General features: G+C 64.1%; 28 protein-coding genes. 10 read left to right on the top strand and 18 right to left on the bottom strand.

The window, feature by feature from the left end; genetic code table 11:
* Positions 1-4: 4 nt before the first annotated feature.
* Together V2I08_RS00720 and V2I08_RS00715 are read right to left on the bottom strand one after the other, a co-directional pair.
* Positions 5-1,150, bottom strand: coding sequence for an EmrA/EmrK family multidrug efflux transporter periplasmic adaptor subunit (locus V2I08_RS00720; RefSeq protein WP_349633436.1), 1,146 nt, complete (start codon positions 1,148-1,150; stop codon positions 5-7).
* The gene (locus tag V2I08_RS00715; RefSeq protein WP_349633435.1) at positions 1,143-2,657 is read right to left on the bottom strand and encodes an efflux transporter outer membrane subunit; all 1,515 of its coding nucleotides are present in this window, start codon (positions 2,655-2,657) and stop codon (positions 1,143-1,145) included. The genes V2I08_RS00720 and V2I08_RS00715 overlap by 8 nt, the downstream gene beginning before the upstream one ends.
* Before the next feature lie 88 nt (positions 2,658-2,745).
* On the opposite strand from V2I08_RS00715, the gene V2I08_RS00710 reads away from it, so the two are divergent.
* Together V2I08_RS00710 and V2I08_RS00705 are read left to right on the top strand one after the other, a co-directional pair.
* Complete coding sequence (locus V2I08_RS00710) at positions 2,746-3,405, top strand: TetR/AcrR family transcriptional regulator (protein WP_349633576.1); 660 nt, start codon at positions 2,746-2,748, stop codon at positions 3,403-3,405.
* Between the two features lie 53 nt (positions 3,406-3,458).
* Positions 3,459-4,073 carry a response regulator gene (locus V2I08_RS00705; protein WP_349633434.1) on the top strand — a complete coding sequence of 205 codons (615 nt, stop codon included), beginning with the start codon at positions 3,459-3,461 and terminating at the stop codon, positions 4,071-4,073.
* Positions 4,074-4,076: 3 nt separating this feature from the next.
* On the opposite strand, the gene V2I08_RS00700 is transcribed toward V2I08_RS00705, so the two are convergent.
* The 4 genes from V2I08_RS00700 to argH are packed head-to-tail and all read right to left on the bottom strand — an operon-like array spanning position 4,077 to position 7,744.
* Positions 4,077-4,835: a siroheme synthase gene (locus V2I08_RS00700; protein ID WP_349633433.1), complete on the bottom strand. Its 759-nt coding sequence runs from the start codon at positions 4,833-4,835 to the stop codon at positions 4,077-4,079.
* Positions 4,835-6,100 (bottom strand): diaminopimelate decarboxylase, encoded by a 1,266-nt coding sequence (gene lysA, locus V2I08_RS00695; protein ID WP_349633432.1) that lies wholly within the window; start codon positions 6,098-6,100, stop codon positions 4,835-4,837. The genes V2I08_RS00700 and lysA overlap by 1 nt, the downstream gene beginning before the upstream one ends.
* Positions 6,101-6,119: 19 nt before the next feature.
* Entirely contained in the window at positions 6,120-6,377 is a 258-nt protein-coding gene (locus V2I08_RS00690) for a hypothetical protein (protein ID WP_349633431.1), read from the bottom strand.
* Positions 6,374-7,744 (bottom strand): argininosuccinate lyase, encoded by a 1,371-nt coding sequence (gene argH, locus V2I08_RS00685; RefSeq protein WP_349633430.1) that lies wholly within the window; start codon positions 7,742-7,744, stop codon positions 6,374-6,376. Before argH ends, V2I08_RS00690 begins: the two co-directional genes overlap by 4 nt.
* A 43-nt stretch (positions 7,745-7,787) precedes the next feature.
* Here argH and V2I08_RS00680 point away from each other — a divergent pair, with 43 nt between their 5' ends.
* The 5 genes from V2I08_RS00680 to V2I08_RS00660 all read left to right on the top strand — a co-directional run bounded on the left by V2I08_RS00680 (position 7,788) and on the right by V2I08_RS00660 (position 14,098).
* Positions 7,788-8,369: a TlpA disulfide reductase family protein gene (locus V2I08_RS00680; RefSeq protein ID WP_349633429.1), complete on the top strand. Its 582-nt coding sequence runs from the start codon at positions 7,788-7,790 to the stop codon at positions 8,367-8,369.
* 257 nt (positions 8,370-8,626) lie between these two features.
* Positions 8,627-11,200, top strand: a complete 2,574-nt coding sequence (locus V2I08_RS00675) for a TonB-dependent receptor (protein ID WP_349633428.1) — start codon at positions 8,627-8,629, stop codon at positions 11,198-11,200.
* A 63-nt stretch (positions 11,201-11,263) separates the two neighbouring features.
* A complete protein-coding gene (locus V2I08_RS00670) occupies positions 11,264-12,400 on the top strand; it encodes an aminotransferase class I/II-fold pyridoxal phosphate-dependent enzyme (protein ID WP_349633427.1) in 1,137 nt (378 codons plus the stop codon).
* Positions 12,397-13,650, top strand: coding sequence for an aminotransferase class V-fold PLP-dependent enzyme (locus V2I08_RS00665; protein WP_349633426.1), 1,254 nt, complete (start codon positions 12,397-12,399; stop codon positions 13,648-13,650). Before V2I08_RS00670 ends, V2I08_RS00665 begins: the two co-directional genes overlap by 4 nt.
* Before the next feature lie 16 nt (positions 13,651-13,666).
* On the top strand, positions 13,667-14,098 hold the full coding sequence (locus V2I08_RS00660) for a RidA family protein (RefSeq protein ID WP_349633425.1): 432 nt from the start codon (positions 13,667-13,669) through the stop codon (positions 14,096-14,098).
* Here V2I08_RS00660 and V2I08_RS00655 read toward each other — a convergent pair.
* The 7 genes from V2I08_RS00655 to V2I08_RS00625 form a co-directional block, all read right to left on the bottom strand.
* Positions 14,091-14,270 carry a Trm112 family protein gene (locus V2I08_RS00655; protein WP_349633424.1) on the bottom strand — a complete coding sequence of 60 codons (180 nt, stop codon included), beginning with the start codon at positions 14,268-14,270 and terminating at the stop codon, positions 14,091-14,093. The two genes, V2I08_RS00660 and V2I08_RS00655, sit on opposite strands and share 8 nt — an antisense overlap.
* The gene (locus V2I08_RS00650; protein WP_069065984.1) at positions 14,267-14,881 is read right to left on the bottom strand and encodes an LON peptidase substrate-binding domain-containing protein; all 615 of its coding nucleotides are present in this window, start codon (positions 14,879-14,881) and stop codon (positions 14,267-14,269) included. Before V2I08_RS00650 ends, V2I08_RS00655 begins: the two co-directional genes overlap by 4 nt.
* A complete protein-coding gene (locus V2I08_RS00645; protein ID WP_349633423.1) occupies positions 14,881-15,792 on the bottom strand; it encodes a tetratricopeptide repeat protein in 912 nt (303 codons plus the stop codon). Before V2I08_RS00645 ends, V2I08_RS00650 begins: the two co-directional genes overlap by 1 nt.
* A gap of 86 nt (positions 15,793-15,878) precedes the next feature.
* Positions 15,879-16,727 (bottom strand): MipA/OmpV family protein, encoded by an 849-nt coding sequence (locus tag V2I08_RS00640; protein WP_349633422.1) that lies wholly within the window; start codon positions 16,725-16,727, stop codon positions 15,879-15,881.
* 84 nt (positions 16,728-16,811) lie between these two features.
* Entirely contained in the window at positions 16,812-17,249 is a 438-nt protein-coding gene (locus tag V2I08_RS00635) for a DUF2141 domain-containing protein (protein WP_310221355.1), read from the bottom strand.
* Positions 17,246-17,977 carry a sterol desaturase family protein gene (locus V2I08_RS00630; RefSeq protein ID WP_349633421.1) on the bottom strand — a complete coding sequence of 244 codons (732 nt, stop codon included), beginning with the start codon at positions 17,975-17,977 and terminating at the stop codon, positions 17,246-17,248. Before V2I08_RS00630 ends, V2I08_RS00635 begins: the two co-directional genes overlap by 4 nt.
* 49 nt (positions 17,978-18,026) lie before the next feature.
* Positions 18,027-18,917, bottom strand: coding sequence for a prephenate dehydratase (locus tag V2I08_RS00625; protein ID WP_349633420.1), 891 nt, complete (start codon positions 18,915-18,917; stop codon positions 18,027-18,029).
* Positions 18,918-19,103: 186 nt separating this feature from the next.
* Between V2I08_RS00625 and V2I08_RS00620 the strand changes: the two genes are divergently transcribed.
* Positions 19,104-19,715: a cytochrome c family protein gene (locus tag V2I08_RS00620; protein ID WP_349633419.1), complete on the top strand. Its 612-nt coding sequence runs from the start codon at positions 19,104-19,106 to the stop codon at positions 19,713-19,715.
* Positions 19,716-19,730: 15 nt separating this feature from the next.
* Positions 19,731-20,342: a GNAT family N-acetyltransferase gene (locus V2I08_RS00615; RefSeq protein ID WP_349633418.1), complete on the top strand. Its 612-nt coding sequence runs from the start codon at positions 19,731-19,733 to the stop codon at positions 20,340-20,342.
* A gap of 15 nt (positions 20,343-20,357) precedes the next feature.
* On the opposite strand, the gene V2I08_RS00610 is transcribed toward V2I08_RS00615, so the two are convergent.
* The gene (locus tag V2I08_RS00610) at positions 20,358-21,674 is read right to left on the bottom strand and encodes a hemolysin family protein (protein ID WP_349633417.1); all 1,317 of its coding nucleotides are present in this window, start codon (positions 21,672-21,674) and stop codon (positions 20,358-20,360) included.
* A 150-nt stretch (positions 21,675-21,824) separates the two neighbouring features.
* On the opposite strand from V2I08_RS00610, the gene V2I08_RS00605 reads away from it, so the two are divergent.
* A complete protein-coding gene (locus tag V2I08_RS00605; protein ID WP_349633416.1) occupies positions 21,825-22,505 on the top strand; it encodes an OmpA family protein in 681 nt (226 codons plus the stop codon).
* A gap of 144 nt (positions 22,506-22,649) precedes the next feature.
* Here V2I08_RS00605 and V2I08_RS00600 read toward each other — a convergent pair whose 3' ends face one another.
* From V2I08_RS00600 to V2I08_RS00585, 4 genes are read right to left on the bottom strand one after another with little or no spacing between them, the layout of a single operon-like run.
* Positions 22,650-23,270, bottom strand: a complete 621-nt coding sequence (locus V2I08_RS00600; protein WP_310221341.1) for a MarC family protein — start codon at positions 23,268-23,270, stop codon at positions 22,650-22,652.
* Positions 23,267-23,923, bottom strand: coding sequence for a hypothetical protein (locus V2I08_RS00595; protein WP_349633415.1), 657 nt, complete (start codon positions 23,921-23,923; stop codon positions 23,267-23,269). Before V2I08_RS00595 ends, V2I08_RS00600 begins: the two co-directional genes overlap by 4 nt.
* The gene (gene folD / locus V2I08_RS00590) at positions 23,920-24,813 is read right to left on the bottom strand and encodes a bifunctional methylenetetrahydrofolate dehydrogenase/methenyltetrahydrofolate cyclohydrolase FolD (RefSeq protein WP_349633414.1); all 894 of its coding nucleotides are present in this window, start codon (positions 24,811-24,813) and stop codon (positions 23,920-23,922) included. Before folD ends, V2I08_RS00595 begins: the two co-directional genes overlap by 4 nt.
* Entirely contained in the window at positions 24,810-25,100 is a 291-nt protein-coding gene (locus V2I08_RS00585) for a DUF167 family protein (RefSeq protein WP_405053606.1), read from the bottom strand. Before V2I08_RS00585 ends, folD begins: the two co-directional genes overlap by 4 nt.
* Positions 25,101-25,108: the final 8 nt, after the last annotated feature.

Raw genomic sequence — 25,108 nt, 5'->3', positions numbered from 1 at the left:
CCTCTCAGCGACCGGAAAGGTCGATCTCGACCTCCGTGGAGAGGCCCACGCGCAACGGATGGGCCGCCAGTTCCTTGGGGTCCAGAGCGATGCGGACCGGCAACCGCTGGACCACCTTGATCCAATTGCCAGTCGCATTCTGCGCCGGGATCAGCGAGAGCGAAGCGCCCGTGCCGCCGGAAAAACCGACGACCTTGCCATGATAGACGACGTCGCCACCATAGATATCAGCCTTCACCGTGGCAGGCATGCCCACTTTCACCTTGCCCAGTTGCCCTTCTTTGAAATTGGCATCGACATAGACCTGCGCCAGCGGGACGATCGTCATAATGGGCGTGCCCTGCGCGACGCGCTGGCCGACCTGCACCTGGCGCTTGGTCACGACGCCATCGATCGGCGCGCGAATGACGGTGCGCTCAAGGTCGAGCTTCGCCGCGTCGAGCTTTGCCTGCGCCGCCATCACCGCTGGGTCGGTGTCGACTTGCGATCCGCGCACGAGCGCATCATTGGCAGCCAGTTGCCCGCTCGCAGCGCTGCGCGTGGCCTGCGCCGTGGTTACACCGGCGCGCGCGACATCGAGTGCGGCACGCGCTGCGGCATAGGCCGTGCGGGCACTCGTCACTTCATCGCCCGACACCGCGCCGCCTGCGACCAGCGCCTCGCGCCGTTGCAGATCGACCCTTGCCTTTTCGACATCCGCTTGCGCGCTGGCCAGTTGCGCCCGCGCCTGAATGATGTCCGCGCCGCGCGCATCCACCTGCGCCGAAAGCGCGCCACTCGTCGCCGAGGTCTGACGGAAGCGTCGCTCCGCCTCGGCCAGATCCGCCTGCGCCTGTGCGATGGCGATGCGGGCATTGGTCGGGTCGAGCTTCACCAATATGTCGCCGCGCTTCACCGCCTGGGTATCGCTGACCAGAACCTCGATCGCCTGCGCGGAGATCAGAGGCGTCACCTGCGCCATTTCGGCATTCACATAAGCGTTGTCGGTGCTGACATGGTTGCTGCCGACCAGGACATACCAGGCCGTCCAGAGCAGCCCCGCCACAACGACCGCGAGCGCCAGCCGGGTCAGCCAGGTCTTGCGCGCACTGCTGCGATCGACCTGGGCTTCATCGGTCGTGGCGGAAAGTTCGGGAGTGGCGTCAGCCATATGGTGCATCCTTGGGCATTGCAGCGCCGGGGGTGAAACCACCCCCCAGCGCCCGGATCAGGGCAATATCGAGCGAGAAGGCATTGGCCTCCAGCCCGGAAACGGTGCGCTGCGCGGCAAGAAGTTGATCCTCGACATTCAGCACATCCAGATAGGTGGAGAGGCCGCCATCATAGCGTTTCCTGGCGATGCCATAGGCGTCCTGCGACGCAGCCACTGCCGCACGGGCATCGGCGAGACGCGCATCCAGCGTACGACGGCCGGTCACGGCATCGGCCACTTCCTGATAAGCGGTCAGTACAGCCTTGTCATAGCTTGCCACCGCTTCGTCATAGGTCGCGCGTGCGCCGCGATACTGACCCTGCAAAGCCCCGCCATGGAAGATGGGGAGGCTGACCGCCGGACCTGCACTGCCGAAGATCGAGTCCTTCTGAAACAGATTGTTGGTGAAGGACTGGGGCGATCCGACCGCGCCGCCATTGGCAAACACTGTGTTATAGCCCAGCGACTGCAAGCCGATCAGCGCGCTCAGCCGCACCGCCGGGAAGAAATCAGCGCGCGCCACCTTGATCCGCTTGGCGGCCGCCTCCGTGCGGGCGAGCGCCGCTGCGATATCGGGACGGCGGGCTACCAAGTTGGTGGTGACATCGGCGGGCAAACCGAGCGGTGCCAGCGCGCCAGGCTTAGGGCGGGTAATCGTCGCGCCGCGATCCGGTCCAGCGCCAATCAGCGCCGCGATCTGGTGCTGCCGTAATTCTATCGCCATGCGCGCGCCGGACAGTTGCGCCCGCGCCGATGCGACGGTCGCATCCGCCTGCCGCACACTGCCGCGTGTTTCCAGCCCATTTTGCCGCCGATCCACAACCAGCTTCTGGCTGGCCATGCGGATGGCGAGCGTGCGCTCCTGAATGTCCGCCTCATCATAAAGCCGGGCAAGGTCGGCATAAGCGTCGGCGATGCCCGTGGTCAGCGCCAGCCGTGCCTGCTGTGCGTCGAGTTCCGCCGCGCGCGCCTGCGACGTTGCTGCCGCCAGTGCCGAGCGGTTCTTGCCCCACAGGTCGAGGTCAAGCCCCAGGTCCAGCGCCAGCCGTCCAGTGCCAAGCCAGCCCTGCGGCACGAACTCCTTGGGCATGCCCATATTATAGCTTTGCTTGGTCGCCGCCGCGCTGGCGTCGAGATTGGCCGAGGGCAACAATGCCGCGCCGGACTGCTGCGCGATGGCCTGAGCCTGTCGGAAACGCGCCGCTGCAATCGCCATGTCGGGCGCGTTACGCAAGCCTTCCTCGATCAGCGTCGTGAGTTGCGGATCGCCATAGGCACGCCACCACTCCGCTTCGGGCCATGCTACCCGTGGCGCGGCCAGACTCTGCTGCGCAGCGATTGTATCGGGTAAACGGATTTCAGGCTTGGCCCCCAAGTCAGGTACCGCCGCGCAGCCTGCCAGCAACGATAAGCTCGCAGCAAGCACCACCGGACATGCGGACGGGAAAAGACGACTCACCGACATGAAAACTGTACCATTTAGTATGAAAATCGCATCTGGCGTCGCAACATCGGCTTGTCAAGATTTTTATCATACCATATGGTACGGTTTCATGACAGCTACCTCCATCACCAAGTCCCTTAGCCGGAGGGAAGCCCGTCGCCTTGACCGGCGCGACACTATTCTAACGATCGCGAGAGCCTATTTCCTGGAACATGGCTATGCCGGGACGACAATGTCAGGCATTGCCGCAGCGATGGGTGGATCGAAAGGGACGTTGTGGAGCTACTTCCCGTCCAAGGAAGCGCTGTTTAGTGCAGTACTCGACCGAATTGTCGCCGCCTATCGCGCTGAACTTTCGCAGATACTGGCCCCTTGTGGCGTTCCTGAGCAAATCCTGACCCGTGCCTGCCATAGCCTGTTGGACAAAATGACCTCGCCAGAAGCCATCGCCTTGCACAGGCTGATCTATGCCGAAGGTGGGCGATTTCCCGAACTGAGCCGCATGTTTTTCCAACTCGCCCCGCGAGATGCGCGCGCCATGCTCGCCGATTTTATTCTGGGTTCAATGAAACGGGGTGAACTCAGGCAAGCGGACCCCCTCAAAGCCGCCACAGCCCTTATCGCGCTTACCTTGTCCGGCAGTCATCAGCAATTGATGATCGGCCAGATTGCGGAGCCCTTGCCAGACCAGATTCAGGCCGATGTCGAACTGGCCGTAAATCTATTCCTGCGCGCCTATGCCCCCAAACCTACTCCGTTGGCATGTTAACCATTTCTTTGCCGCATCTTCCTATTCTGCCGTAAGCGCCGAAGGGACAGGCTATGCCACTTTTTAAACGGAATGCGGGTCGACAACCCGACGAAGGCGATCGCGCGCGCACCCAGCGCCGCCTGCGCGTGCTGCTGATCGATGAAAATCCGACCGCGCGCGCTGTCATCGCCCGCCGCCTGTCGCACCTTAATTATGACGTCGCCCTCGCGGACACCGGATTCAGCGCGCTCAGCCTGCTGGTCACACATAGGGTCGATATCATCCTGATCGACATGGGGCTGACGATGCCGCCCGCCGTCGCGACCATGAAGCAAATTCGCGCCGCAAACCTCGCGGCCGCCGCCTGTTTCGTCATGATCGCCGGGCGGCTCGACAGCCAGGCGACTGTCGAAGCGCTGGACGCGGGCGCGGACGACTATGTCGTCAAACCGTTCGATTTCGACATATTCGATGCCCGCCTGCGGCATCTATGTCAGCGCGCCGAACAGATGGGGGCGCTGACCCGCCACAATGCCGAACTCGACGCCCGTATTGCGCGCCGTGCCGTGGAACTGGGTGAAACCCGCGAAACGCTGCGTGAATTGCAGATCGATCGTGCCCGGCTCGTCTCGTCGATCCAGGCCTTGCATGACGAACTCGAACGGGTCACCGCGCAGCAGGGCTAGGCGTCAGCCCAGGGTCAGCCAGAGCGACAGGCCCTCACCCGGCTCTGCAGGTGGCGCGTCCACCGCGATCCGCACCGCATCGGCCCGCGCCCGGTCGAGGACAGCAGCCGCAACCCTTGGCTGGTGATAGACCCGGTCGGCCTCCCCCAACAGTCGCGCGACCCGCAAGGTCAGATCATCGGGATCGTTGGATGCCAGCCGGATCGGCTCCAACCGCGTCGCATCTGCATCGCCCTGCCCTTCGATCCAGCGCGGCACAGCGTCAGCCGCACCCGCGCGCAAGGGATCGATCATCCCGCCAGCCGCCAGACCGGCATCGATCGCCCGCCGCCGATCGCCGCCATCGGGCCAACGCGCGCGGATCGCTCCCCGCGCCGCTGACAATGTGCTCGCCAAAGCGCCAAGGCCTGCAGGCAACAGCGTCTCCAGCCTTTGCCGCAACGCTTTCGCCAATCCCGCCGACGCGCCGCCCGTCCCGATCGCGATCAGTACGGGATCGCGATCCACGATCGCGGGCAGCGTGAAGTCGCACAGGTCGGGATTGTCGGTCGCATTGACCAGCACGCCGCGCGCGCGCAGGCGCTGGGCAGTAACGGCATCGCCGTCCGACACGATAGCGATCCGCGCATCGCTATCTTCTTCGCCGACGATCCGCGCGCCTGCCCGTTCCAGCAGGCGGCGCTTGGCGTCCGCCGCTTCGCCTTCGCCGGTCAGGATCACGGGCCTGCCCGTCAGGCGCAAGAACACGGGCAGGCTGTGCATCAGTCGGCCAGCCAGTCGGGGATCGAGTCGCCCTCGATCAACGTCTCGATCGGCGGGCGCGCGCGGACCACGGCCCAGCGGTCGCCCGACACCAGCACTTCAGGCGTGAGCGGGCGACTATTATAGGTGCCCGCCATGGTCGCGCCATAGGCGCCTGCGGTCATGAAGGCGACCAGATCGCCCGCTTCGACCACGTCCATATCGCGACCCATGGCGAAGGTGTCGCCCGTCTCGCACACTGGTCCCACGACATTGGCCGCCGCCTGCTTGCCCGATGGTGCGACGGCGCGAATGTCATGCCAGGCGTCATAGAGGCTGGGGCGCAGCAGGTCGTTCATCGCCGCGTCGACAATGACGAAGGGCGCCTTGGCCCCCTGCTTCACGCGCACCACGCGCGATAGCAATGCGCCCGCATTGCCCACGATCACACGGCCAGGCTCGAACATCAGCCGCACGGGCCAGCCCTGAGTCACGCGGCACACCATCGCGCCATAATCGGCGGGGCTGGGCGGCAATGGCTGCGACGGGTCGTAGGGGACGCCCAGGCCACCACCCAGGTCAGCGGTGCGGATGTCATGGCCCGCTTCGCGCAGCGCGGTGATGAGTGCGCCAACCTTGGTGAAGGCCGCCTCCAGCGGGGCGAGGTCAGTCAACTGGCTGCCGATATGGACGGCGACGCCCTGCACATCCAGCCCCGGCAGATCGCGCGCGGCCGCATAGCTCTCCAGTGCGCGGTCATAGGGGATGCCGAACTTGTTTTCCGATTTGCCGGTCGAAATCTTGGCATGGGTGCCTGCATCGACATCCGGGTTGATGCGATAGGCGACCGGCGCGCGCTTGCCCATGGACAGCGCGACTTGCGACAGCATCTCGGCTTCCGGTTCGCTCTCCAGATTGAACTGGAAAATGCCGTGCTCCAGCGCCAGTTGCATTTCTTCGGCGGTCTTGCCGACGCCTGAAAAGACAATGCGATCAGCCGTTATGCCCGCCGCCACCGCGCGCAGCAATTCGCCGCCCGATACCACGTCCGCGCCCAGCCCCAGCTTCGCCAGCGTCGCCAGGACAGCGGCATTGGGGTTGGCCTTGACGGCAAAGGCGATCAGCGGATTGTCGAGCGCGGCCAGCCCTTCGCGGAACACGCCGACATGGCGTTCCAGCGTCGCGGTCGAATAGACATAGACCGGCGTCCCGACCGCATCGGCGATCACCGCCATTGGCACCTGCTCCACACGCATGGTGCCGTCTACATAATCGAAATGGTCCAAATTTCCGGTCCTTACAGGCTTATTGCGGCGTCTTCTCAGGCGGCAGGTCGAACGGATCGTCGCCGCGCTGGCGCGATTGGGTCAGTAGTTCGACGTTGCGTTCGGGCCGCGCCTGAATGGAGGGTGCCATGAGTTCGCTGCTCGTAGGTGCCGTCGCCGCGCCTACGGGCACGGCGGGCAGTTTCTGGTCCTTGAGCGGCTTGAGCGCAGGCCGACCGCCGCAGCCCGCCAGCACCAATGCGGCCATAGCCAGCCCGGCCAGCGTGCGCGTCTTCATGAGTCCAGTTCCTTCTTCGCCTGGGCGATCCGTGCCCGCACCTGCACCGGGGCCGTGCCGCCATGGCTCGTCCGGCTGGCGACCGACGCATCGACCGTCAGCACCGCATAGACGCGATCGTCGATCCGCGCGTCGATATCCTTGAGCGTCGCGATCGGCAGTTGATCGAGCGGCACGCCTGCCGCCTCCGCCGCCGCCACGGCGCGGCCGGTGATATGATGCGCCTCGCGGAAGGGAATGCCGCCTTCGCGCACCAGCCAGTCAGCCAGGTCCGTCGCGGTAGCGAAGCCGCTTTCGGCGAGGCCGCGCATCCGGTCGGTGCGGAAGGTCACCGTCTCGATCATGCCGGTCATCGCCGCGATCGACAGGCCGAGCAGGTCGTGCGCCTCGAACACCGGCGGCTTGTCATCCTGCATATCCTTGGAATAAGCGAGCGGTAGACCCTTCATCGTCACGCACAGCGCGGTCATGCAGCCCATGATCCGCCCGGCATGGCCGCGCACCAGTTCGGCGGCGTCGGGGTTGCGCTTCTGCGGCATGATCGAACTGCCGGTCGAATAGGCGTCGGGCAGTTTCACGAAGCCGAAGGGCTGGCTTGCCCAGATGATGAATTCCTCCGCCAGCCGCGACAGGTGCAGCGACGCTTGCGTTGCAGCCATCAGATAATCGAGCGCAAAGTCGCGGTCGGATACGCTGTCGAGGCTATTGTCGGTCGGCCGGGCGAAGCCCAAAGCCTCCGCCGTCGCCTGGCGATCGATAGGGAAGCCGGTGCCAGCCAGCGCCGCCGCACCCAGCGGACATTCATCGGCGCGCGCCCGCGCATCAGCAAAGCGGCTGCGGTCGCGCCGCACCATTTCATAATAGGCCATCAGATGATGGCCGAGCGTCACCGGCTGCGCCGATTGCAAATGGGTGAAGCCCGGCATCACCGCATCGGCATGCTCCTCCGCCCGCGCCAGCAGCGCGCGTTGCAGGCCGAGCAAGCCCGCCGCCACTTCGTCGATCGCATCGCGCACCCAGAGGCGGAAATCGGTGGCGACCTGATCGTTGCGGCTGCGTGCGGTATGCAGCCGTCCGGCAGTCGGCCCGATGAGTTGCGCCAGACGCGATTCCGTGACCATATGAATGTCTTCGAGGTCGAGATCGACGGGCACGCCATCGGCTTCATATTCGGTCGCGATCCGGTTCAGCCCTTCGGTAATGGCCTGCGCATCTTCTCCATCGACGATGCCCTGCTGGGCCAGCATCGCGACATGCGCCTTGGACCCGGCGATGTCTTGTTGCCACAAACGCTTGTCGAACGGGATGGAGGCATTTATCTCGCGCATGATCGACGCGGGGCCGGCCGCAAACCGGCCACCCCACATGCTGTTGGAGCCTTCTCCCTTGGAACCTGTTTCGCGCGCGCTAATGATACTGCTCCTGGCTGCCGGTCTGGCGGCTTGCGATAGGCAATCGCCGCCCGCTGGGCAAGCCAATGCGAGCATGAGCGGCGAGGTTCCGACGTCCGGGAATGCAGCGACGGGCAGCGAAGCGTTCAACTATCGGCTCGATCGCAGCAAGGCGGGAACGGCCGCGCCGACCTTCGCTTTCCAGAACCCCGATGGCGGCGAGGCGACGCTGCAGGATTTTGCCGGGCGGCCAATGCTGGTCAATCTGTGGGCGACCTGGTGTACGCCCTGCGTTGCGGAAATGCCGACGCTCGACCGGATCGCCGCCACCTATGGTCCCAAGGGGTTGGCCGTCCTCACCATCTCGCAGGATAATCAGGGCGAAAAGGCGGTGAAGCCCTTTTTCGCCAAGCATGATCTGCCCCATTTGAAGGGCTGGGCGGACCCCGACAACCAGTTCGGCTTCGACTATGCCACCGGCCTGCTGCCGACCACCGTCCTCTATGACGCGCAGGGCAAGGAAATGGTGCGCGTCATTGGCGCGATGGATTGGGAAGGGGCGGAAGCCAAGGCGCTGATCGACGCTGCGATGGCTTCTTGATCCGAAAGACCAAGGGTCGCTAAAACGAACCAAGCGGCAAAATCCACCATGCCAGATACATGCAAAATGCATCATCATCAGTGCAAAATTGGCAATTGCGTGAATATGTAAAAGAAAATTATATTGATGAGTCGCCACCCAAATAAGCCGTGATAATTATTGCATTTTTACTTAAAAATTGTGCGGCGCAATAGAGGCTTTGCCTGAACCAATCGTCAAACCCCCTGTCATCAACAATGCAATAACAGGGGGCATGAATGACACGCTTGTCAGCGCTCAAACTTTCATTGATTCTCGCTTCGTCTTGGTCCGCTTGCGCATTGGCGCAGGAAGCACCGCAGGAACCACAGGCCGAGGACGGCGGCACCATCATCGTCACCGGCACCCGCGCCGTCGGCATGCAGGCGGCCGACAGCGCTGCGCCCGTCCAGGTGTTCAGCCAAGAGGCACTCAGCCGCGTCGGCCAGCCGAACCTTAACCAGGCGCTGACCCAGTTGGTCCCGTCCTTCACTGCCCAGACGCAGGGCACTGATATGTCGAACTTCTCGCTGTCAGCCCGCCTGCGCGGCCTCAGCCCCAATCACACGCTGGTCATGGTCAATGGCAAGCGCCGCCACGGTTCGGCCATTCTGCAAGTGATCGCCGGTCCGTTCCAGGGTTCGGCAGCGCCCAGCATCGACCTTATCCCGCCAGACGCGGTGGAACGCATCGAAGTGCTGCAGGACGGCGCGGCCGCCGTGTACGGCACCGACGCGATTGCCGGTGCCATCAACATGATCCTCAAGGATCAGAGCGAAGGCGGCAGCTTCAAGGTCACCGGCGGCCAATATTTTAACAGTGAAGGCGAACTCTTCTCTGCTTCGGGCAATGTCGGGTTCAAATTGGGCGAAGACGGCTTCTTCAACGTAACCGCCTTCCATCGGCGTCAAAATTATACGTCGAACGGCACCGGCCAGGTCTCGATGGCTGACATCAACGGCAATCCCTACACTGTCCCGGCAGGCCCGACGCCGACCGGCTGGTTCGGCGGTACGAGCGGCTATTATGATCCCGCCTGGGCTGACCTCGACCTCAACGGCATCAATGGCGGCCAGGCCAAATCGCAACTCAACCTGCTCTTCTACAATATGGGCTATGATTTCGGCGGCGTCGAACTCTACAGCTTCGGCGACGTGTCGCGGCGTGTCGGCTATGCCAAACAGGGCTATCGCCCACCCAACCGCATCTGTGCCAGCACGACCGATCTTTCCACCTGCTTTGGCGATACCGGCACTTTCGGCATGGTTCCGCAGCAGAAGGTGGAACAGAAGGAATATAGCTTCACGGTCGGGGCCAAGGGCGAATTTGGCGGCGGCTGGAACTATGATGTCAGCACGACCTATGGCTATGACCAGAACAAGATCTGGACGATTGAATCGGCGCATCGCGCGCTGTGGATCGAATCCTACCAGGCGTCATTGCTGCCTGGATCGAATGTGGTCCCAAGCACGGTTAGCGACGCCTATGATGGCGGGTTCAAGCTTAGCCAACTCACCAACACGCTCGACATCCGCAAGGAATTCGATGTTGGCATGGCGGGTCCACTGACCTTCGCCTTTGGTGGCGAATATCGGCGCGACACCTATGAGATCATGCAGGGCGATTTCGCCTCCACCTATAAGGAAGGCGTCCAGTCCTTCCCCGGCTACAAGGATGTCGATGCCGGTGACCATAGCCGCAGTTCCAAGGCGGTCTACCTCAACCTGATCGCCAACCCGATCGAAGGCTGGACTCTCGATCTTGCCGGTCGCTATGAAGATTATAGCGACTTTGGCGATACCCAGATCGGCAAGATCACCACACGCTATGACTTCTCGGATGCCTTCGCTATTCGCGCCACAGCCAGCACCGGCTTCCGCGCGCCAACATTGGCCGAATCCTTCTATTCCACCGTGAATGTCGGACCGACCAGCGCCGTTCTGCAGCTCCCGGCTGGCTCGCCTGCTGCTTTGCTGCTCGGCTTCAATGCATTGAAACCGGAAAAATCGACCAACTTCTCGGCCGGTATCGTGGTGCGGCCGATCCCGCGGCTCGCGATCACGATCGATGGCTATTATATCAAGATCAAGGATCGCATCTCGGCCACCGCGTCGTTGCCTGCCATCCAGGGTGGCCTTCCTGTCGCAGGTGCCGAAAGCATCTTGGCCGCCATCGCCTCGACCGGGCTAGTCCTTGACACCGGCCTGCAAACGCTGGGCGTGGCAAGCTTCACCAACATGATCGATACCGAAACCTACGGCATCGACTTCGCCGCCCGCTATCCGGTGGCGCTGGACTTTGGCAAGCTCGACCTGTCGGTGCTGGCAAACTATAACAAGACGAAAATCACCGATAACAAGAACACCGCTTTGTTCAACGCACAGTCGGAAAGTTATATCGAGGACGCATCGCCGGAATATAAGGTCGTCGCTGGCATCAACTTCGCCAGCGGCCCGTTCAATGCCAATCTGCGCCAGACCTTCTATGGCAAGACCAGCATCCTTGTCCGCTCCGCTCTGTCGGCTGCTGCGATGAACGGCCAGCCCCAGTTGCGTGACGGCATCGTGAAGGCAACGGGCATTACCGACCTGGAACTCAGTTATAGCTTCACCGATAATATGAGCTTCTCGCTCGGCGCGAACAACCTGTTCGACAAGCGCCCCGAAAAGCCCAAACTGCTGGAGGGAGTAACGGTGCTGCCAGGCCAGTCGCCCTATGAAAGCGGATCGGGTGCCTGGAACGCAGTATATGGCCATGGTGCCTATGGTTCGGCGGGCGGCTATTATTACGCGCGTATCGACTTCAAATTCTAAATCATGTCACGAAGGGGGCCGGTTCGGGAACGAACCGGCCCTTTTGCTATGGAGGGTGCCTGCATGACCGGATCGTCCGACAGCCTGTCCCGCCGCATGCTGATGCGCGGGGCTATGGGTGCCACCGCCCTCACGACGGCCACGCCCGCCCTCGCCCAGCGCGGGCGCAAGGTCGATCTGCCCGACGATCCCGCCGCCATGGTCGCCAGCCTGACCGACGGCATCTTCCTCAATAGCAATGAACATCCCATCGGCCCTGGCGCTGCGGCGCTTGGCGCGCTGGCTAAGCTGCCGCCCTTGTCGGGGCGCTATGGCATGGCGTTCGCCGCCAAGCTGGAAAGCCTGTTCGCGCGGCAGAACGGCCTCTCGCCGACACAGGTGCAGGTCCATCCCGGCTCCTTCATGCCGCTGCGTTCGGTCGCGCTGACCTATTCCTCGACTGACCGGCCCATCGCCTATTTCGAGCCGACCTTCGACCAGGGATTTCTGGGGCTTGGCAACCAGAGCGTGACGCGATCGGTCGCCGTGCCGCTGTCGGGCGATTTCGCCGCAGACCCCCGCACATTGCTCGCCGCCGCGCCGAATGCGGGCGTCTATTATCTGTGCAATCCCAACAACCCGACCGGCCTGGTCACGGCGCGCGCCGACATCGACTGGCTGCTCGCCAACAAGCCCAAGGGCGCGATCCTGCTGATCGACGAAGCCTATATTGATTTCAGCGATGCCCGGACCTGCCTCGATCTGGTGGCCGGTGGCGCGGACGTGCTGGTGACGCGGACCTTTTCCAAGATTTACGGCCTTGCGGGCTTGCGCTGCGGCCTGATCGCGGGGCGCAAGGATCTGCTCGACGGCATGGCCCGCTATGGCACCAACATCACGCCCATGCCCGCCGTGATCGCGGCGGAGGCAAGCCTGCTCGATCCCACGCTCTTGCCAACGCGCAAGGCCGAGAATAAGGCGGTGCGCGATAATCTCTATCGCTGGCTCGACGCCCAAGGGCTGCGCTACCTACCCTCGCAGGCGAGCTTCGCGATGATCCATGTCGGCCGCTCCGGCGCGGACGTGACGGCCGCGCTGGCGGCGCAGAAAATCTATATTGGCGGCCCGCGTAAGCATATGGACGACTGGGTTCGCGTCTCGTTCGGCACACCGGCCGAAATGCAGGCGTTCAAGGCCGGACTGCTCAAGGCGCTGGCGTGAGCCTTAGCCGTCGCGAAGCGCTGAGCGCGGCGGTGGCCCTGCCGCTGGCGGCGCGGACGGCGCGCGCAGCGACGCCCACCCTTCCCGACAAGGACAGTTTCGCCGCCACGCCGGTCGCCTATCTCGACAGCGCATCGACGCACCCAATCAGCCTGGGCGCACGCGCCGCGATGGATGCCTATGTCGCTGGCCGCACGCTTGATCCCGCCGCGCTTACCCGCAAGCCGGTCGATCGGGCGGGAGTCATCGCCAAATTCGCGCGACTGGTGAACGCCGACGCGGACGAAATCACCTGGGTCCAATCCACCACCATGGGCGAGCAAGCGGTGCTGCGCGCGCTCGGCTTTCCCGGCAGCAAGGGCCGCGTGGTCACCGACACGCTGCATTTCTACGCCGCCTTCCCCATGTATCTGGAAATGGCCAAGCAGGGCGTCGATGTCGCCTGGGTCCAGGCGCGCGCGGGGCGCATCGAACTGGACGACATGGCCCGCGCCATTACGCCCGGCACCCGGCTTGTCAGCCTCTCGCTCGTATCGACTTATAATGGCTTCCAGCATGACCTGAAGGCGGTGTGCGACCTGGCGCACAAGGTCGGCGCGCTGGTCTATGCCGACATCATCCATGCGGCGGGGGCTGTCCCGGTCGATCTCCATGCCAGCGGCGTCGATTTCGCCGCCTGCGCCACCTATAAATGGCTGATGGGGGATTTCGGGCTTGGCTTCCTCTATGCCCGGCGTGGCGTATGGGACCAGCTACCCCGCACCGAATATGGCTATTACGGCTTTGCCGCGCCCGATGCCTCGCCGGGCATTGGCCTGTCGCCGCCGCAGACGCACGCCTATCCGCTCGACCCGCCGGGCGACGCGCCAGTCAGCTATGCCGTCCGCACGGGCGCGCTAGGCCATTTCGCGACCGGCACCTATGCGCAGGCGATCGTCGCCGCGCTCGATCATTCGCTCGATTATATCGGCCGCCTGTCGGTGCCCGCGATCCAGGCCCATGCCCAGCAACTGATCGCCCCCTTGCGCGAAGGCCTGCGCGCCAAGGGCTATGCGATCGTCACCCCATCCGGCACCACCGCGCCGCTGCTGACCGCGCTGCTGCCCGATGCCAAGGCGCGGCTGTCCGACCCGCTGACCAGGGCCGGGGTGCGTGTGTCGCTGCACGATCATCATCTGCGCGTCTCGCCTTCGGTGTTCAACGATGCGACAGATGTCGAACGGCTGCTCGCCGCCCTGCCTCGCGCCTGATATAGTGGAGAGACTGATGGTCCGCCTGATCCCCGCCGCCCTGCTGATGGCTACGACGCCTGCGTTCGCGCAACCCGCCCCCGCTCCGCAGCCCATGCCCGCCAGCCTGCCTTTCTCCCCCGCCATTAGGGTAGGCGACATCCTCTATATGTCGGGGCAGATCGGTCAGGTGCCGGAAGGCATGGACGCGCATAAGGAAGGGTTCGATGCGGCGGTCAGGGGTGCGATGGATGCGATTGGCGGCATCCTCAAGGATAATGGCCTCGACTTTGGCGATGTCGTCAAATGCACGGTCATGCTGGACGACATGGCCGACTGGCCCCGCTTCAATGCGGCCTATACGCCCTATTTCGCGGGCAAGCGCCTGCCGGCGCGCAGTGCTTTCGGTGCGGACGGCCTGGCGCTCGGCGCGCCGCTGGAGGTGGAATGTATCGCCGCGTTCAAATAGCGCTGGCTTCCCGCGCCAACAGCACCGGGACGCCGTCGCGCACCGGGTAAGCCAAGCCCGCCGCGTCGGACACCAGCGCCTTGCGCGCCGCGTCCCAGCGCAGGGGTGTGCGCGTCACCGGGCATACCAGCTTGGCGAGGAGCCAGGGGTCTATGGGCGCAGCCTGGCTCACTGCATCGTCGCGCCGCCGTCGCGGTCGGCGCGGCCGACGATCTGCATCAACTGGATGATCCGCTCCGACCGTTCGGACAGCGTATCGGCTTCCAGCAAGGTCTGCTTGGCGGCGGGGTCGAACGGGGCGATCTGGGCGATGCCGTTGACCAGCGACGTATCGTCCAGCCGCGACACCGCTGTCCAGTCCACCACATAGCCCAGCGCATCGGCAAAGCGCCGCGACTCCTGCTCCAGCGCAGCGCGTTCGACCGCGTGCAGCACTTCGTCTTCCTGTGGGGCCTGCTCGATGTCCGCTTCGATCTGGCGGAATTGCGTCGCCACCGGCAATTCGCGCACGAAGCGGAAGCGGGCGAGGCCGGTCAGGATGATGTTGAACCGCCCATCCTCCATCGCCTCGATATGGCTGACATGGCCCAGGCAGCCCATGTCGAACAGCGAGGGCACCGGCCCGCCTTCGCGCGGCTGGATCATGCCGATGCGCCGGTCGCGCGCCATCGCGTCATGGATCAGCGCCCGGTAGCGCGGCTCGAAAATATGCAGCGGCAGATCCATGCCCGGCAGCAGCAACGCGCCGGACAAGGGAAAGATCGAGACGCGCGCGAGGGGCATCAGGCGAAGAGAATCTGCGACAGCTTGCGACGCTGCGCGGATACCCACGGATCTTCCAACCCGACGGCTTCGAAGATGGTGACGAGTTGCGCGCGCGCCGCACCCTCGTTCCAGGTCCGGTCGCGCCGCACGATCTCCAGCAGCGCCTCGGCCGCCCCGTCACGGTCGCCATTGGCCATCAGGCCGCCAGCCATTTCGAACCGGGCTTCATGATCGTCGGGGTCTGCCGCGACCTTCGCTTCCACCGCCGACAGGTCCGCCAACGGCTTCACATCGCGCGCCAGAGCGATCGCTGCGCGCGCCTGATCGACCGCGCCATGCCGGGCAATCTCGGCGGGCAGGGCTGCCAACAGCGCTTCGGCCTCGTCCAACTGGCCCAGCATTACCAAAGCGCGCGCCTGTCCTGCGACCACCTCGACCATGTCGGGGGCCATTTGCGCGATCTGGGTGAATACCGACAGCGCGCGCTCGGCGTCGCCCTCGGCCAGCAATTCCTCGCCCATGGCGATCAGCGGGGCGATTTCCTGGGCCTGCGACTTTTCCTCCGATTCGATCGGCAATTGCGAGAGCAATTGGTCGAGATATTGTTTGAGCGCGCCTTCGGTCCGCGCCTGGGTCAAATCCGCGACCGGCTGGCCCTGGAACACGGCATAAACGGTCGGGATCGACTGGACCCGGAACTGGCTGGCGATGAAGCCATTGTCGTCCACATTGACCTTGACCAGCTTGACGCCCTTGGCCGCATAGTCGGCGCAAACCTTCTCGATGATCGGGGTCAGTTGCTTGCACGGGCCGCACCATTCGGCCCAGAAATCGACGATCACGAGCTGGGTGCGCGATGGCTCCACCACATCCTGGCGGAACGCCTCAATCGCCGCCTTGTCGGCCTCGCTCAATCCCAGGGTCGCCACGCTTCAATCTCCTGCCAATGCGGTGTGTCGCCGCCTCCATATATCGCCATATGGGGCGCGTCACCCTTTCCCCGCAAGACCGACTGTCAGAAGGTGTAGCCAATGCCAAGCGCGCCGATAAACTGGTTGCGCGATCCGGCGTCCGACACGATCGGCGAATCGGCATATTTGCCGAGCATCCGCGAATAGCCGGCCAGGCCGAAGAGCGCCCAACCCTTGCGAAGATCGCCCGACAGGGACTTGCCCGCCGTCAGGTTGGCGCTCATCCGCTTGAAGCCGGACCCGCGACCGGCACGGTCATAGACGTCGAGGCCACTGGCCAGGCTCTCTTGCGGTGTGATGTCGAAATAATAGCGGCCATATTTCTTGCCGACATAATCGGCCGAGAGGCTGAGGCCCGCGAAGGTGGTCATCGACAGCGGGGTGAAATATTCGACCGTCGGCGTGATGACATAACCGCCATGGGCGCCCGCCACATCCTTGGTCACGGCAACCCGCGCCGATATATTGTCATAGTCGCTGGTGATGACCCCGGTCTTGCCAATGCCGACAAAGGCACCGACCTCCACCGCGAGGTCGCGCTTGCCCAGCATCTGCACCGCCTCATCCTTGATCTGCTTGCGACTGGTCCGGTCGAGCCGGACGTTCACGATCGGCCCCAGTTCAAAATTCACGCTTGGTCCGATGGGGTCGGGGATCGCATCGACATAGAGCGACGTGCCGCGCGTCCAGAAGGCGTAGTCATGCACTTTACCGCGGGCTTGCGCGATCGGCAGGACGCGATAGTCGTCCGACCCTTCATAGCTTGGGATCATGGCGGCACCGGCCCCGATGGTCAGCGTACTATGCTGTTGTTCATCTTGAGCCAGCGCGGGCACAACAAGGGACAGGGTCGCGACAAGCGTCGCGGCCAGAGAGCAGCGGAAAAATGGCATGAAAAACCCTGTCTTGATGTGCGTCAGGGCCTAGAATGTTTCGCGCTGGTTACAGGTTCCCGCCGATGCGATCAACCGATCGGATCACAGGAAATATTTGAGCTTGATATCCTGCTCCACCGGCGCACCCGCTACGGGGAAGCTGGCCGACCGAAAACTGGGCGCGCCGAAACGCAGCACCGGGTTGCGCGAAAAGCCGACGCCTTCGCGCGGGATTCCGGCAAAAGTATCCAATTTGCCATTGCCATTTTCGTCATGGATGATGGCGATGGCATAATGGCCCGGTGCCATAGCACCCAGCGCGACTGCTCCGCCTTGCGCCGGGACGGCGAAATGGCGTTTGTCGGGGTCCTGGGTGCAGTCGGGGAAATGTTCGGGCATCCGCGTGACGCACACTAATAGCTGCCCCTTGCCGGACCGCAGCCCTTCCACCGCCATGCTGACCGACTGGGGCTGGCTGAGCGGTGCTGCCCCGCTCAATCCCGCCAATGCGATGACAGCCATCGCCACCCGCCCGATCATGCGCGCGCCTTCGTCGTGAAATCGCCCAGTCCCTGGTCGGTGCCGCATAGTCGGTCCCAGACGCGGAAATAGAGGCCATAATTGCAATTATAGCGATCATGATGCCGCTGATGATGGGTTGCCGTGATCAGCCATCCGCCGATCGGCCCCCGCACCATCCAGCGCGGGAACATCTCCCACCCCATATGATTGCTGACGCCCATTATCGTCATGATCGTCAGCACGACGCCAAGCGCACCGACATGGATGGGGATAAGGAACACCAGCGCCGGGATCACCACTGCGCCGGTCAGCGCTTCCCAGGGGTGGAAGCTCATCGCTGCCCAGGCCGTGGGCGGGCGGCTGGCATGATGCACCGCATGGGCGATGCGAAACAGCTTGGGTCGGTGCATCCAGCGATGGGTCCAGTAGAACCAGGTGTCATGCGCGGCGAGATAGAGCAGCACCGAGAGCGGCAGATACCAGAGCGGCATCGCCGCGACATCGGTGTAGATGCGCGTCCAGCCATGCGCCTGCCAGCCCCAGGCGACCACGCCCGCCGGTATGCCATAGATGAGCGCGGAAGCCAGCGACCAGGCTATTTCCCGCCCCATCTGCCTTTCCAGGCCCCGATAGAGGCCCGGCTGGCGAATCCGGGTGGCGAGCGCAAAGCCCCCGCTCGCCAACAGATACCGCACGCCGACAATGGCGCTCATCGCCAGGGCGGACAAAAGAATAGCTGCGACCATGAAGCGCCTATAGGCGCGATTGCGCGCCTGCGAAAGCGTAAGCCTGCACTTAAGTGCGGGGGCGTGCCTGGCGATAGCTGCCCAGCACCCGCACCCATTTGGTGTGGAACTCCAATTCGGCGAGCGCCCGGTCGACCGCAGGGTCGCCCGGCATCCCCTCGATATCGCAGAAAAATTCGGTCGCGGCAAAGCTTGCCCCGCGTTGGTAGCTTTCCAGCTTGGTCATATTGACGCCATTGGTCGCAAAGCCGCCCATCGCCTTGTAGAGCGCGGCGGGGACATTCTTCACCTCGAACAAAAAGGTGGTCATGACCGGCCCGACATGAGCGACCGGCATTTTGGATTCGCGCGCCAGCACCAGGAAGCGCGTCATATTATCGTCGCTATCCTCGATATTCTCGGCGATCAGGCGCAGGCCATAGAGTTCGGCAGCAAGATAAGGCGCGATCGCCCCTTCGCCGGGCGTCTTGCGTTCCGCCACCAGCGCCGCTGCGCCCGCGGTATCGGCATAGGCGACCGGCTGGATGCCGCGCTCGCGCAGATAGTGGCGGCACTGGCCAAGCGCCTGGGGATGGCTGATCGCACTCTTCACCGGGCTGGTGTCCGGCGCCATCAGGCAATGACGGATGCGCAGGAAATATTCGTCGACGATCGCCAGCCCCGATTCGGGCAGCAGGAAATGCATGTCCGCCACCCGCCCATGCAGGCTGTTTTCGATCGGAATGATCGCGCGCGCGGCAAGGCCATTGCGCACGGCATCAATCGCGTCCTCGAACGCGAAACAGGGCAAGGGCACGCAATCGGGCGCATAGCCCAAGGCGGCGAGGTGCGAATTGGCCCCCGGCGCGCCCTGATAGGCGACGGCACGGGCCGGATCGGCGGCCGCCTTGGCTGCGAGGTCGGCGACGATCACGCGGGCGGGGGCTGGATAGTTGTCCATAAGTGGCTGGGCGCTTAAGCCGTTGTCTGGCCGCACGCAAGCATCGGCGGGGCCGTACTCGGCCACCCTGGCATATTTCCCACGTCAACCCGGCTTGCACCTTGACGTGTCCGCCATTATGGCAGCGCACAAGAGGGGGCGCGGAACATAGCCGCCCGAAAAGATACGCAAGGGAAATCGAGCGAAATGGGCGATCGTTTTAATACCATAGCGGGCTGGGCACTGTTCGCGGGCATTATCGCACTGGGCGGCGCGATCGTCAGTTCCAAAATTTTCCATGACGAGCGGCCCGAAACCATGGGCTATGCGATTGAGGGCGTCGAAGCCGAGGGTGAAGGTGCCGTTGCCGGTCCCAGCCTCAACACCCTGCTCGCCGGCGCGGACGTCGCGGCGGGTGAAAAAGTGTTCGCCAAATGCGCCGCCTGCCACACCGTCAACCAGGGTGGCGCGAACGGCATTGGTCCCAATCTTTGGGATTCGGTCGGCAAGGCGCATGGCCATGTCGCTGGCTTTGCCTATTCCGAAGCGCTCAAGTCGGTTCCGGGCAACTGGACGTTCGAGGCACTGGATAAGTGGCTGAAGAGCCCGCGTGAATATGCGCCCGGTACGAAGATGACCTTTGCTGGCCTTGGCAACCCCGTCGATCGCGCCAACCTGATCGCCTGGCTCAATACGCAGGGTTCCAACCTGCCCCTGCCCGCCGCCGATGCGGAGCCGGAAGCCGAAGGTGATAACGCCGCCGCAGCCGATAATGCCGCAAATGCAGCCGAGGCTCCGGCCGAGAACGCAGCCGAATAATTCGCCTCAGGCGGCATGATCCGTATCGAGGATCTGACAGGCGCGGCCCTAGGGGCCGCGCTTGATTCGCTCGCCGACCTGCGAATCACGGTATTTCGCGATTTTCCCTATCTCTATGATGGATCAGGTGCGGCGGGGCGCGCCTATGAACAGGATTATCTGACCGCCTATGCGCAAAGCCCCGGCGCGCTCATCGTCGGCGCATTTGCTGATGACGGCGGTGGCGAACGGCTGATCGGCGCGGCCACCGCCGCACCGATGGCCGATCACGCCCCCGAATTCGCCGCCCCCTTCCGCGCGCAGGGCATCGCCATCGCTCAGGTCTATTATTTCGGCGAATCCGTGTTGCTGCCCCGATGGCGCGGCCATGGCGTAGGCCATGCCTTCTTCGACCGGCGTGAGGCCAAGGCGCGTGCAGAGGGCTTCACGATCGCGGCCTTTTGCGCAGTGATCCGCCCCCCGGATCACCCCGCCCGTCCCACCGACTATAGCCCGCTCGACCCCTTCTGGCGCAAACGCGGCTTTGCGCCCGTCGAGGGGCTGATCGCGCATTATGACTGGAAGGATGTGGGGGAAGCAGCGAACAGTGCCCACCCGATGCAGTTCTGGCTCAAGCATCTGGACTGACAGGTCAGGCGCCCTTCAGCAGGCCGCCACCAGCAGCTTGTCGATCTTGCGGCCATCCATGTCGACGATCTCGAACCGCCAGCCCTGGTCCTCGATATAGTCGCCGACTTCGGGCAAGCGCTTCATCAGCCACAGGACATGGCCGGCGACGGTCGCATAGTCGCGGTCCTCCGACAGATCGACGCCGATCCGCTCGGCCAGTTGGTCGATCGGCATCTGCCCCGATACCAGCAGGCTGCCATCCTCCCGCTCGACCAGATCGGGTTCGTCGAACGCATCGCGGTCAGAGGCGAAATGGCCCGCTATCGCCGACAGCAAGTCGGCCGGGGTCACGATCCCTTCGAAATGGCCATATTCGTCATGGACCATGACCATCGGCACATCCGACCGGCGCAGCACTTCCAGCGCGTCCATGGCATCGACCTGATCGGGCACCACCTCCGCCTTGCGCATCAGTGCGCCGACATTGAGCGGTTCGCCCCGGAACAGCGCGGTCATGATATCGCGCGCCTGGACAATGCCGATAATATCCTCGACCGATCCGCGCCCCACCGGCAGCCTGGTATGCGGCGTTTCCAGAAGGCGCGCGCGAATCGTATCCTCGTCCGCGGCGATGTCGATCCAGTCGACATCCATCCGCTGCGTCATCACCTCGCGCACCGGCCGGTCGGCCAGCCGCACGACGCCCGAAATGATCGCCCGCTCGCTTTCCTCGATCACGCCCGATCTGGTCGCTTCGGCTACGATCAGGTGCAATTCCTCGACCGTCACATGATGTTCCGATTCGCGGTCCATGCGCAGCAGCTTGAAGATCAGGCTGCTCGATCCATCCAATATCCAGACGATGGGCGCGGTGATTTTCGACAGCCAGAACATCGGCGTCGCGACCACGATCGCGATCGCCTCCGGCGCGCGCAGCGCGAATTGCTTGGGCACCAGTTCGCCGACGATCAGCGAGGCATAGGTCGTCAGGCCGATCACCAGGGCAAAGCCCACCGTTGCCGAAACCGTAGCCGACAGGCCCAGCCCGCGCAACTGCTCGCCCACCGGCCCGCCCAGGCTGGCCCCCGAATAAGCACCTGTTCCGATACCGATGAGGGTAATGCCGATCTGGACCGTGGACAGGAATTTGCCAGGATCGCTGGCCAGCGCCATCGCCGTGGTCGCGCCCTTGCGCCCCGCCTTTTCCAACCCCTGCAACCGGGGCTTGCGCGCCGATACGATGGCAAGCTCCGACATCGCAAAGACGCCGTTCAACGCCACCAGCGCCAGGATGATGACAAGATCTGCCCAGGGAAAGGGCGTCGGATTGGGGAGGGGTATCGTGGCCATGGTGGTCGAAGAAAGGCTATACTCTCTATTCTTTCATTTGCACAACCGTCCCATCATGGCCAGTTCAGTTCGCTTGTGGAACAAAGACACCCGCTCAGCGATTTGGGGGGCATCCGCTCCACAGGGCGATAAGACAAGGGAAATAGTCTCATGAGGATTTCACACCGCATCATCGGCACCGCCGGTCTGGCCGCGATGCTCGCCACCACCGCCTGCACCACGGACCCGAACACAGGTCAGCGTACGATTTCGAAGGCCGCGATCGGCGGCATCGGCGGCGCGCTGGGCGGCTATCTGTTGGGCGATCTGGTTGGCGGCCGCAACGACCGCACCGAAAAGATCCTGGGTGCGGGCATCGGCGCGGTCGCGGGTGCGGGCGTTGGCGCGTATATGGATGCGCAGGAACGCAAGTTGCGCGAGGACACCGCCGGCACCGGCGTCGATGTGATTCGCGACGGCGACGACCTGCTGCTGCGCATGCCATCGGGCATCACCTTTGCCTATGATCGGGCCGATGTGCAGCCCCAGTTCCAGCCGACGCTGAACGATGTAGCGGCCGTGCTGGCGCAATATCCCAAAACCTATATCGACGTGTTCGGCCATACCGACAGCGATGGTGCCGACGCCTATAACCAGACCCTTTCCGAACGGCGCGCCCAGGCGGTGTCGAACTATCTGGTCAGCCGTGGCGTGCAGTCCGCCCGCATCGGAACGCGCGGCTTTGGCGAGACCCAGCCGATCGCGTCGAACGCGACCGAAGAAGGCAAGGCCGCCAACCGCCGGGTCGAGATCAAGATCTCGCCGGTGACCGAGGCCGACGTGCGGCGCTAAAGCATATCCTCCCCGGTACGGGGAGGTGGCAGGCGAAGCCTGACGGAGGGGGTGCGCCCAGTGGCACTCCCCCTCCACCACGCCCTTCGGGCGTTTGATTGAGTCACGTGCCTCAATCAAACCCCCTCCCCGTTCCGGGGAGGATTAGAAACTTGCTTTCAGGCCGTCGATTACGAATTGGGCGGCCAGGGCGGCGAGTAGCACGCCGAGCAACCGGGTGATCACCGCCTCGATCTTGCGACCGAGCAGCGCCATCAACGGCCCGGCCGCCAACAGCGCGCCGAGCATCAGCGCCAGCGTCAAGAGCACCGCGCCCAGCACGACCAGACGTTCGGTCATATCATGAGCGCGCGACATGAGCAGCATCACCGTGGCGATCGACCCCGGCCCGGCGATCATGGGCATGGCCATCGGGAAGACCGAGACATCCTCGACATGGGGTTCTTCGTCGGTGAGTTTCTGCGCCCGGTCCTCGCGCCGCTGGGTGCGTTTTTCGAAGACCATGTCCATCGCGATCATGAACAGCATGATGCCGCCCGCGATGCGGAAACTGTCCAGCTCGATGCCCAGCACGCCGAGCAGTTGCTTGCCCCACAGCGCGAAGACCAGCAGGATAGCCGCCGCGATGCCGACTGCGCGGATCGCCATGGCGCGTCGTTCGGCCGCGCTTGCCGCGCTGGTCAGGCTGGCATAAATGGGCGCGCAGCCCGGCGGGTCGATCACCACGAACAGGGTGACGAAGGCCGACAGGAATAATTCGATCATGATCCGGCCCCTACCCTGTCCGCTATGACGGCATCATAGCTGCTGCCATTCCATATTTGCACGTTGACGGTGCGGCTGCCATCGGCGGCGACGTCAGCGCTCCAGAGCAGGCTGTCGTCGGGCGGCGGGGGCAGGTCGTTTTTACCCGGCGGTGGCCCCTCGGCACGCGGCGGCCGCTTGCAGGTGGCGACCTTGCCGGTCAGAAATTCAGGCGCGGCGCGGGGGCTGGCGAGCGGGGCGCGATGATCGAAGATCCATTTCCATACTCCCTTCTTGTCGCGCCGCCAGATGGTGGTGAAAGAACCGACCGATCCGTCGGTGGCGCTCCAATTGCCGGTGCTGGCGGCGAGGCCACCGTCGCATCCGACATAGACGATCGAGGGGGACCAACTCATCGGTGCGGGCGGATCGGCGCGGCCCTTGAGCCAGTCCTTTGCCAATACGCGCTGCGGCACGGCCATCACCGCGTCATCGGCTGCGGTCTCGCGAAAGGCGGTCCATTGCCCCTTTTGCCTGGCCAGCCGGTTGAAGGCGATTTCGGCGGCGATGACCGAACTGGGGTCGGGCTGAAAGCGCAGCGGCGGGCGGGCGGAGACCGGCACTGCGAGCAGCGCCAGCGCGCTGAGCGTCAGGAGGGCGGCGCGTGCCCTCACAAGCCCTCCGGCTTGGGCAGCCCCGCGCGGGCATGGGCGGCGACCAGCGTGTTGCGCAGCAGCACTGCGATGGTCATTGGACCGACGCCGCCGGGGACGGGCGTGATCGCGCGGACATGGGCCAGCGCTTCAGCGGTGGCGACATCGCCGACGATCCGGCTCTTGCCATCCTCAGTATCGGTCACACGGTTGATGCCGACGTCGATCACGGTCGCGCCGGGCTTGATCCATTCGCCCTTGACCATTTCGGCCCGGCCGACGGCGGCGACGACGATATCAGCGCGGTGGACGATGCTGGCGAGGTCGCGGGTGCGGCTGTGCGCGATGGTGACGGTGCAGCTTTCGGCAAGCAGCAACTGCGCCATCGGCTTGCCGACGATATTGGAGCGGCCGACCACGACCGCCTCCAGCCCCGACAGGTCGCCCAGCTCATCCTTGAGCAACATGATGCAGCCCATCGGCGTGCAGGGGACCAGCGCCTCCTGCCCCGTCGCCAGACGGCCGGCATTGACGACATGGAAGCCATCGACGTCCTTGGCCGGGTCGATCGCGGCGATGACGCTGGCTTCGTCGATATGATCAGGCAGCGGCAACTGGACCAATATGCCGTCGATGCGGTCGTCCTGGTTGAGTTCCGCGATCAGGTCGAGCAGGTCGTCCTGGCCGATGCTGACCGGGCGCTTGAACTCATAGCTTTCCATGCCGACCGCGACGGTCATCTTGCCCTTGGACCGGACGTAGACGCTGCTGGCCGGGTCTTCGCCGACCAGCACAACGGCAAGGCCCGGCTTGCGCCCGGTCTGCGCGGAGAAGGCGGCGACACCCTCGGCCACCGTGTCGCGCAGCCCCGCCGCATAAGCCTTGCCGTCGATGATCTTGCCGATGGTCATGTTGCTTGCACCCATATGTCGATGATGGCGGTGAGACGCGCCGCCGCTTGCGCCCCATCCCGTATCCGCAGCCGCTTTAGCCGGTTGGTGTCGCCCGATTCCAGTAAAATCGCGCTTTTGGGCCAATCGAGCGCCTTGGCCAGCAGCGCGATCAGCGCGGCATTGGCGCGGCCCTTTTCGGGCACGGCGCGCACGCGGGCGCAGAGCCAGCCCGCGCCCTTCTCGTCCGTCCAGCCGCCGCCGATCGCATCCTTCGCAGCGCCCGGCGTCAGCCGGACGGCGAGCAGCAGATCAT

It is taken from the genome of Sphingobium sp. MK2 (assembly GCF_040170545.1).
Lineage (GTDB): Bacteria > Pseudomonadota > Alphaproteobacteria > Sphingomonadales > Sphingomonadaceae > Sphingobium.
Note: the sequence above shows the minus strand (reverse complement) of the source record. Positions and strands in the feature narration are given on the sequence as shown.